The organism is Calditrichota bacterium (genome assembly GCA_016867835.1).
Classification (GTDB): domain Bacteria; phylum Electryoneota; class AABM5-125-24; order Hatepunaeales; family Hatepunaeaceae; genus VGIQ01.
Genome location: VGIQ01000108.1, coordinates 1 through 9,377 on the forward strand (window position 1 = coordinate 1; position 9,377 = coordinate 9,377).

Annotated in this window: 7 protein-coding genes; all 7 read right to left on the reverse strand. The window is 56.1% G+C overall.

Annotated features, from left to right (window positions below; genetic code table 11):
* A partial coding sequence (locus FJY67_09860; protein MBM3329757.1) for a hypothetical protein occupies nt 1-1,586 on the reverse strand: 1,586 nt, incomplete at its 3' end.
* Between the two features lie 143 nt (nt 1,587-1,729).
* The gene (locus FJY67_09865) at nt 1,730-2,875 is read right to left on the reverse strand and encodes a methionine adenosyltransferase (protein MBM3329758.1); all 1,146 of its coding nucleotides are present in this window, start codon (nt 2,873-2,875) and stop codon (nt 1,730-1,732) included.
* Nucleotides 2,876-2,926: 51 nt separating this feature from the next.
* Nucleotides 2,927-3,904, reverse strand: a complete 978-nt coding sequence (locus FJY67_09870) for a nucleotidyl transferase (GenBank protein ID MBM3329759.1) — start codon at nt 3,902-3,904, stop codon at nt 2,927-2,929.
* Between the two features lie 31 nt (nt 3,905-3,935).
* Nucleotides 3,936-5,060 carry a hypothetical protein gene (locus FJY67_09875; protein MBM3329760.1) on the reverse strand — a complete coding sequence of 375 codons (1,125 nt, stop codon included), beginning with the start codon at nt 5,058-5,060 and terminating at the stop codon, nt 3,936-3,938.
* 87 nt (nt 5,061-5,147) lie between these two features.
* A complete protein-coding gene (kbl, locus tag FJY67_09880) occupies nt 5,148-6,338 on the reverse strand; it encodes a glycine C-acetyltransferase (protein ID MBM3329761.1) in 1,191 nt (396 codons plus the stop codon).
* Nucleotides 6,339-6,398: 60 nt separating this feature from the next.
* Entirely contained in the window at nt 6,399-8,039 is a 1,641-nt protein-coding gene (locus FJY67_09885; protein MBM3329762.1) for a T9SS type A sorting domain-containing protein, read from the reverse strand.
* 39 nt (nt 8,040-8,078) lie between these two features.
* Complete coding sequence (locus FJY67_09890; GenBank protein ID MBM3329763.1) at nt 8,079-9,209, reverse strand: zinc-binding dehydrogenase; 1,131 nt, start codon at nt 9,207-9,209, stop codon at nt 8,079-8,081.
* Between the last annotated feature and the right edge of the window lie 168 nt (nt 9,210-9,377).

Sequence of the window (9,377 nt, forward strand, 5' to 3'; positions counted from 1 at the left end):
GCGCTCTCGATAGGCTGATCGACAGGTTCACTTAGTCTGGTCAGGTCGGTCACGACCCGGGTCGTACCGATAGTGAACTTGAGCGCCGAGCGAATGATCGTCTGCCCGGAAAAGCCTTGGTCATCGTTTATGCGACCGGGAGTTCTCTCCAAATGCGGAAAGTAGTATTTACCTAATCCGCCCCAACCCGCTATGGAGATGGTATCCGGTATGACCGTAGCCAGTCGATCTGAATTGGGGATCACAATCTCCGTCAATCCGGGATTGATATCCTCATCGATTGCAATACTGTACAATCGACCGAACTCGCTGTTGGAACTCATGATGTCGAGATGCAATCTGAGCGGCATCTCAGTGTCGTTGAGGAGGCGTATGTAGAGTGTATCCCGCGTGAAGTTAATACTGTCGAGGCCTTGTGGCATATCGATAGCGGTCAGCATCCCCGGAATATCGACCGTCACGCTGTCGAGGACTCCTTCGAACGAGCGGAAGGTAAGTTCATCGGTCCAGTATGTAACATCGACGCCTTGATCGCCGGATATCAACTGGTAGGACTCGCCTTGAAAGCGGGTAACGCGGGTGTCTTCGACGATCACCTCATTGCGGACCCGGAGACGCTGGTCATCCAAAGTCATCTCCAGCCGGGCGCCGTCGAGATCGATGGTCGTTAGGTCGCTCGAAGCTTCAGGCTCCATCACAACGTTACGCACTATAGGCGTGCCGGTCGAATCGAAGAGGTTCTCGAATACCATCCGCGAAGTCAACTTCAACCGGGTGGTGTTGCGTAGTTGAAAGTAAGCACTGCCGCGCTTGATGTCCGCGACAATCACCTTGTTCTTGTTGTCGAAATCGAGGTGATCGTCATTGTCAAATTGCTGCTCAGCTACTTCGGCTTCGCAAGATTCAACGTCGGTGGGGGTGATACTGACGGTGATGCTCAACTTCTCGTCGCCGACGATCTGGACGTTGGAGCCAAAACTGCCCGGCGAATGCCCGTCGGCAATCATCAGTAGTTGGTTCTCGAGATACTTGCCAGATAGGTCGATGCTGTCGCTTCTTACCTCGCCAGGCTGAAAGGGAGGAAAGACCGCCGTGCCGATTGCGTCCTGACTTACCAGATTCGAGATGCGGACGGTCAAGTTCTGCATCTCGACCGGATAGCGATTCTCAACAGTCAATACCAGGTAGCCGCGGTATACGCGCACCCAGCGAAAGATGTCGAATGTCATCGTATCGCGTGCCTGTTCCATATCGAATGCACTGACCGGACCATTGTAACCCGGCTGAAGTGCTGGATTGGCCTCGGCGATATTAATGGTGTCTAAGTCGGGGGTCGGCTCTTCAACGCGAATGGTGTCGATGCGGTTGACATAGTTCCCGATCGAGGAAGCCTCGTAGGTAAGGCGATCTCCGACCGGCTGATAGTCGATCGAGTCCCGCGATTCAAACATCAGGGTCGAATCGACCGGATTGGTGATAATGCCCCATCCGCGCTCGGCCAATCGCGTCGAGTCCGTCAGGAGTTCACCCATCCGGTAGATGCGCTCGCTGAACGGGATGGTCATTTCAACCGTCCAGGAGGGCATGCCCGGCTCCTTTATCGTGCATGAAGAAAGCATCGCCAAGGAGAGCGTTGCCGCCCAAATCAACCCTGCTCGAAAGCGAATTTCACTAAGTCGGGACGTCTGTCGTTTCGCTCGACTGCTCGTTAGTAGATTCGAATTCTTCATTAGGATGCCTTCTGAAAAGCGGGCAGGAGATCGTTGCGCTCCCAGGTGAAGGCTTCGCCTTCCCGACCGAAATGGCCGTATGCGGCAGTCGCGCGGAAAATGGGGCGTCGCAGTTCAAGTCGCTCGATGATGCCGGCGGGAGTCATATCGACGGTGGAATTGACGAGTGCGGTCAGTTCCTCGTCCGGAATGGCGCCGGTGCCGTGACTGTCAACCATCAACGAAACCGGCTCGGCGATGCCGATGGCATAAGCGACTTGAATGGTGCAACGTTCTGCCAGTCCGGCCGCAACAAGGTTGCGCGCAACGTGCCGGGCCGCGTAGGCGGCCGACCGATCGACTTTGGTCGGATCCTTGCCGGAGAAGCAGCCTCCGCCATGGAGCGCAAAGCCGCCATACGTATCGACGATGATTTTGCGTCCGGTCAGTCCGGTATCGGCATGCGGGCCGCCGAGGACGAAGCGTCCGGTCGGGTTTATATGGATCGACATCCCCTTGGTAGGAACATACTCCGCCGGGATCACCTTGTCGATCACCTCGCCGATCACATCCTCACGGATCCGTGCCTGTGTAACATCAGGATCGTGCTGAGTCGATACCACAATGGTCTCGACAGCCACCGGCTTGTTTCCGGCATAGTGCACCGAGACCTGTGTTTTGCCATCCGGCCGCAAATAGGGCAGTATCCCGGACTTTCGAACCGCTGCCAGACGTCGGGCCAGATTGTGCGCCAGTTGAATCGGCAGCGGCATCAGTTCCGGCGTCTCATTTGACGCATAGCCGAACATCATACCCTGATCGCCCGCTCCAGCGCGATCGACACCAAGTGCGATGTCCACCGACTGCTGGTCGATGGTCGTGATGACCGCACAGGTTTCGTAGTCGAAGCCGAAGGAGGCTGTCGTGTAGCCAATGTCCTTTATGACGCTGCGCACCAGGCGGGGAATATCGACATAGGTTGTGGTGCTGATTTCGCCGCCGACGAGTGCCATCCCGGTCGTAAGGAAGGTCTCACAGGCTACCCGCCCGAAAGGATCCTCGTTTAGAACCGCGTCAAGCACGGCGTCGGATATCTGATCGGCTATCTTGTCGGGATGTCCCTCGGTTACTGATTCCGATGTGAAGATAAATCCGCGTTCTTGCATAGTTTGTCGTTAGTTGCTGACGTTAATAGAGTAGTGAATAGAGTCTGCCTACTAAAGGGAGATTTCGCTCGAAGTCCCCAGATTCAGTTCATGCCGTTGTCCGCTTATCCTTGTCCGGCGTCCGATGATCGAATGGGCAAGCACCGCCGCTTCTATATGAGAACTCTCGGCAATGATGGCATCCCGAATCACTGCATCGCGGACAATGCAGTTCTCGCCTATGGATACATAAGGTCCGATGATGGAGCGTTCGATCTGCACCCCCTTGGCTAAATGCACCGGCGGAACAATATGTGAGTCAGTCAGTTTAATGTCATCGTTGAATCCGCCATCGCGGTCAAATAGAAAGCGGTTGGTCTCGAGAAGCGCCTGCGGCTTACCGCAATCATACCACCCTTCGATGGGGTGAACCACGATTTCAATGCCTTGTTCAAGCAGTAGTTGCAAGGCGTCGGTCAGTTGGTATTCGCCCTTAACCGTGATCCCCCGTTCTATTACCTCCTTAATCGCCTCGCCAAGACGGGCACCCTCCCGGATGTAATAGACTCCCACAATGGCAAGATTGGAGGGTGGTTCGGGTGACTTCTCGATCAGCCTCGTCACCCGGCCGGCGTTTAGTTCGACAACGCCGAACTTGCGCGCGTCTGCAACCTCCTTTACCGCAATAACCGACCGTCCGGCCGTCACTATCGGCTTTAGATCCCCATCGACAATAGTGTCGCCCAGGATGATGAGCAAATCCACATCGTCGGGATCAAGCCCCGTTAATACGGCATGGCCAAGGCCCAACATCCGTTCCTGCTGCCGGAACTCCATGGGAACCTGGTAGTGCTGGTGCAGATAAGACTCAATCTGCTCGCCAAGATATCCTGTGATGAACACAAAGCGGTTGCCTCCGGCGGCGATCGCTTGATCGACAATATGGCCGATAATCGGCTTGCCGGCTACCGGCAACAGGGCTTTGGGCTGGGTATAGGTGTGGGGCCTTAGGCGGCTGCCGAGTCCGGCTACCGGAATGATCACCTTCATAATGCGACCTCCCTAAACAAAGGAGGCCTTCTCAACGTTCCTCCACAATCACGGAAAGGTCATAGTCAAGCGTGTCGGCTATAGCCGGCTGACCCTTTTTCAGATAGGTGATGGTAGGTATTGGCGTCGGATCGACACCGCCAAGCGCGGCTACGAAAAGAGATGTCATATCTCCAATCAATACCCGTGCAAGTGTAGTCTCATAAGCATCCTCACCCGCCGAAGGAAAGCGAATCGTGGGGAATCCGTGACCGGCGAAATACTCTTCGAGGCGACCGATCGACTGACGGAGAAGGAACGGATCGTTGGAATCGGTCATAAACACAATAGACCACTGTGCCGGATCGGTCGTTCCCATTCCTTCTATGCCGTTGTGCATCGCTTCAGGAAGGACGAGCGGAAAAGCGGCTTGCTTGCTATTCTCGTTCAGTTGCGCGGCGAATCGGCGGGCTGGTCCAGTGCATTTGAGAGAATGAAGAATCAAGGTGTTACGGCTGCGGACCGATTCCGCAATCGGAAGCGCTGCTCGTAACAATGGATGAGATGCGGGATCGCCCTTGGTGAGGTCCGCAACTAACTTACTCGCAGCGCGCTGCAGACTGCTGGTAACCCCCTCAAATATGCGCCAACGTTCGAGCAGGGAGCCAACATAAGCCATCGAATGTCCGATAGCGGCGCGAGGCTGCATCCCTTCAGGAAGTTTCCATACCGGCATTCCCCAATGGCGGCCCAATTTCTCGAGCGCGCCGCCGGAACAAAACATCACCACAGTCTTCAACCCGCCGGTTACCTGCCGGGCCAAATCGATGATCTCAATCGTGTTGCCCGAGTAACTCGATACTATAGTACCGGACCGGTCGCGTGGAACCGGCGTTCCCCGATGCAGCGTAATTCCTCGCCGTGGCGAGAGCATATCGCGCAATAACTCCCCAACTATCGCCGATCCGCCTAACCCGACAAGGTGAAGTTTTGTCCGGTCGAGCGGCAGATCCCCCTCGTGAAATCCCTTCGCATCTTCAAGCCCGGCCAGGATCTGCGCTGGCATTCCAAGAGCATAGTCGAGCATTCGATTTCGGTCAACCGACCGGAGGAGTTCCAAAGCGTTGGACACCTTGGCTGGTGTCGCAAGCCTAAGGCTTTGTGTCTTCGTATCCATTCTTTCAATTTACAAATATGAGCACCTGACTCCCATATCCGATGCGGTCCGATTGCCACCATCGAAAATAACTTGCCCCCATTGCCTCTACGATTTCAGCACTCCCAACTCCCTGCCTACCTTGTTGAAAGCCGCGACGCAATGGTCGATCTGCCCGGCATCGTGCGCCGCCGAGATCTGTACCCGAATACGTGCCTGACCTTTGGGAACCACCGGAAAGAAGAAGCCGACTACATAGATGCCTTCGTCGAGCAGGCGTGAAGCGAACTGCTGCGCGAGCGGCGCATCATAGAGCATGATCGGCACAATCGGATGCACCCCGGGCTTGATGTCGAAGCCGGCATCGGTCATCTTCCGACGAAAGTAGAGGGTGTTCGACTCCAGTTTATCCCGCAGTTCGGTCGTGCTGGAAAGAAGTTCGAGCACCTTCAGACCGCCGGCAACTATCGGCGGCGCCATAGTATTGGAAAAGATATAAGGGCGCGAACGTTGACGGAGCATCTCGATGATCTCACGGCGGCTCGAAGTGAAGCCTCCCGCCGAACCGCCGAGAGCCTTGCCAAGCGTGGAGGTTATGATATCGACCCGTCCCATCACACCGCAATGCTCGGCAGAGCCGCGTCCGGTCCTGCCAATGAACCCGGTAGCGTGGGAGTCATCGACCATCACCAGGGCATCGTAACGGTCGGCAAGATCGCAAATGGCGTCGAGTTTGGCAATGTCCCCGTCCATCGAAAAGACGCCGTCGGTCGCGATGACCCGGAATCGAGCCGAAGATGTCTCCGTCAGCCTTCGTTCCAGATCAGCCATATCGGCATGCTTGTAAATATGCCGGACAGCTTTCGACAGTCGTATCCCGTCGATGATCGATGCGTGATTCAACTCATCGGTGATGATGGCATCGTCGGCGCCGAAGAGGGTCTCGAAGAGGCCGCCGTTGGCATCGAAACAAGACGTGTAGAGGATCGTATCCTCAGTGCCAAGGAACTTCGACAATGCCGCTTCGAGGTCCTTGTGAATCGCTTGCGTCCCACAGATGAAACGCACCGACGACATTCCATAGCCCCATTCTGAAAGCGCTTGACGGGAGGCTTCGACGAGCGAGGGGTGGTTGCCCAATCCAAGATAATTGTTGGCGCAGAAGTTAAGGACTTCTCCTAAACGCACGCCGATGCGGGCGCCCTGGGGTGATGTGATGACCCGCTCCTGCTTGTAAAGCCCGGCATTGCGCAGGGCGTCTATCTCCGACTGAAGATGCTGGCGAAGAGTGCCAAACATTGGGGTACCGGCTTTATCTGATGACGATGCTAAAGTGCCAGGGAAGCGCGTGGAGGGCTCTCAGCGCAGCAGGAGAAGTGGTAGCAAACGGGTATCGGCGCCGGCTTCGATTCGCAAGATGTAAAGCCCTGCCGGTTCGGCGTCAAGCGTCAGCGCAAGCAGGTGTTCGCCAGGCGAGTACCTTGCTTCATCGAATATTCGAATGCGACGTCCTGTAAGGTCATAGAGTTCGATGCGCACCGTTGCCGATCGATCAAGGCGCAGACTCAAGTGCGTCCGACCATTGGTAGGATTGGGAAAGAGCCCGGCGGCAAAGGAGCCAGGGAGCAGATTTCGGGGAGCCTCCTGTCGCCCCTCGATCAACATCAACCGAAAAACCGACCAGGCATCGCGGCTGAGCATCCCGTCACTGGCGCTCACGCTCCACTCAACGACGCCGTTGAAACGCTCGTTGAAGAACAGTTCCCGTGTTGATAAAGTCGTATCGGTCAGGGCACTCCAGACGAGAGAGTCGCCGTTCGCCGCTCGCACCTTCAGTTCATAGAAAACCGTATCTCCGTCCGGGTCGAATGCCGACTGCCAAACGAAGAGTGAATCGCCAATATAGCGATCGGACTCATACCGGTCGATCCAAAGCGTCTCCTCATCGGCAGGGTAGAATAGATCGAACGGGCCCGGCGCGTCTGAGACCGGGCGGACGTTCACCGCAAAAGTATCGGCAATGAAAAGGGAGTCGCCGACGGCTGCGGAGAGGTAGAAAGTGCTCAAACCGTTCCAGTTGGGTCGGGGTCGTATAAAGAACTCGTGATTGCGTGCCAGACGCCAGGTGAATCCACTCGCTACCTGGACATCGTAACGTGTATCACCATAAGAAGATACAAACACCGAATCGAGATCGGCGACTAACACCTCGGGGGCGTCTTCGTCGATCTCAAGATCGGCGATTGGCGTTCCAAGCCGGAATACGGGAAGCACCGTCGCAACGATGCGAAAGTTGAGTTCACGCGGATCCCATGCATTGGAGATCGACGTGTTGATTGTCGAATTAGCGCCTACCTCACGGGCGTCGAAGATCACCTGCACCTGGCGTGACTGGCCTGGATCGAGTTGGAAAGCAGCAGGATTGAACCTGAAGTAGCCATTCTGCGAGGCGAGCGAATCGACGACCAGTCGCGCCGAGCCAGGATTCTGAACCTGAATGTTAGTCGTGTAGGTCTCGCCCCAATACATCCGGGCGTGAACCCGATTCAGGTCGAAACCCCAGAAGTCCCACTGCACCGGCACTTGTCGATTAGTAGCGATACGTGGGAAGGTGCCTTTATGTCCTGCGGCTGGAACGGTCCATTCGGAGCGGTTGGGATCGTTGCTGGTGAAGAAAAGGTCGGCGTAGTAATCGCCGTTCTGAAGATTGCGGCCATCCATTCGGACTACGCTTATCTGTTGACGCCCGGCAGCAACGCGGCCCGACATCACAGTGGCATAGATCCAGCCCGAATCGGCCGGCTCGCCGATAATACGGATCTCCATTTGCCAGATCAGTTCCTCATCGCCTTCGCCGTTGTTGATGACGAGGGTGTCACGCGTCGGAAACTGACCGCGAATGTCGTTCTCGAGGCTGTTGGGCGAGACGCGAAAGTGCGGAAGCGCCAGCGCCCCGGCAAAAGTGCCGAAAAAGAGAAGTACGGCAAGATAGCGCTTCATAGCGACTCCAGGCAAGCGAAAGGATAGGTCAGATTACGATCAACCGGCCGATACATTGTCGGCTGCGCGTCGCTGAAGAGCATCCCTAAGCAGATCGGCGTCCGGGAACATGACGATTTTTGCACTCCGGCGAGGCACATCCATCATCTGAGCAAACCCGGTTTCATAGTCCTCAAGCGAAATGAGCCCGGTGATAATCGGAGTCGGATCGAGCCGGCCCGAAGCAAGTAGGTTGCGCACTCTGTACCAGGTGTCGAACATCCGCCGCCCGTTGATACCATAGACTCGGGAGGCTTTGAAAACGAAGTCGGCGTTATAGTCGAGGCTGATACGGGCATCCCCCAATACGCCGAATGCTGAATACCGACCGCCCTTGCGGAGCATTTTAAAGCCTTCCTCGACGGCGGCTGCGGCTCCAGCCATTTCGAGGACAATGTCTGCTCCGAATCCGCCGGTATGATCCTTTACATAGGCTACCCGGTCGAGCGTTGCATCCCCGGCATTAAGGGTATGATCGGCACCTACCTTCCTCGCAATCTCAAGACAGTGGCCGAATAGTCCTACGACGAATATCTGGGTGAGTCCCACGGCACGGGCAATTGCTGCGGCCATCAGCCCGATCGGGCCGTCGCCGAGAATAACGACGCTCTTACCGGCGACGTCGCCATCCTCGCCAAGGAGGCAATAGGTCGCGTTGCCGAGCGGCTCCTGTATTGATGCAAACTCCGGAGGAATAGAAGAATCGTTTAACCAACATACAACCTCCGGCACCGCAAAGTAGTCGGCGAAACAGCCATCGCGATCTACGCCGACGATCTTCATCCCTTCTCCGATATGCATCTGCCCGACAAGACTCTGCAAGTCGGAGGGATCGGGTATGTGAGTCTCGACCGATATATTGTCGCCCACCTTCACTCGCCTGCAGTGAGCCCCAACCTCAACGACATCGCCCGTCATCTCATGTCCGAGCACCTGGGGAAGCCGGGCATCGCCGATCCGCCCCTGGGACCATTTATCCCATTTGTAAATATGAACGTCCGTGCCGCAAATGGAGGTCGCGCGCACCTTCAGGAGAACCTCGTGAGGCGCTATGCGCGGAATGGGATGGGTAAGCAGTTCCGCGCCCCGCTCCGGGCGGGTCTTGACGACTGCGCGCATCGTATCGGACATAAGATAATATAAATGTAAGGTTTAATTGGTGTAGAACAGCGCAATCGAAGTCCAAGGTAGTTGAGGTCATCCGCCGGAAAAGTCGATCTGCTCGCCTTCGATGGCGAGATCGCAGTCGAGCAGATAACCCTTCCCGATGATATAATCCCTCGCTGCCGCGAGGAGATG

Bases quoted from the DNA above. Each gene is read 5' to 3' on its own strand.
- FJY67_09890 (MBM3329763.1), bottom strand. From the start codon at position 9,209: ATGTCCGATACGATGCGCGCAGTCGTCAAGACCCGCCCGGAGCGGGGC.
- FJY67_09885 (MBM3329762.1), bottom strand. From the start codon at position 8,039: ATGAAGCGCTATCTTGCCGTACTTCTCTTTTTCGGCACTTTTGCCGGG.
- FJY67_09870 (MBM3329759.1), bottom strand. From the start codon at position 3,904: ATGAAGGTGATCATTCCGGTAGCCGGACTCGGCAGCCGCCTAAGGCCC.
- FJY67_09865 (MBM3329758.1), bottom strand. From the start codon at position 2,875: ATGCAAGAACGCGGATTTATCTTCACATCGGAATCAGTAACCGAGGGA.
- kbl (MBM3329761.1), bottom strand. From the start codon at position 6,338: ATGTTTGGCACTCTTCGCCAGCATCTTCAGTCGGAGATAGACGCCCTG.
- FJY67_09875 (MBM3329760.1), bottom strand. From the start codon at position 5,060: ATGGATACGAAGACACAAAGCCTTAGGCTTGCGACACCAGCCAAGGTG.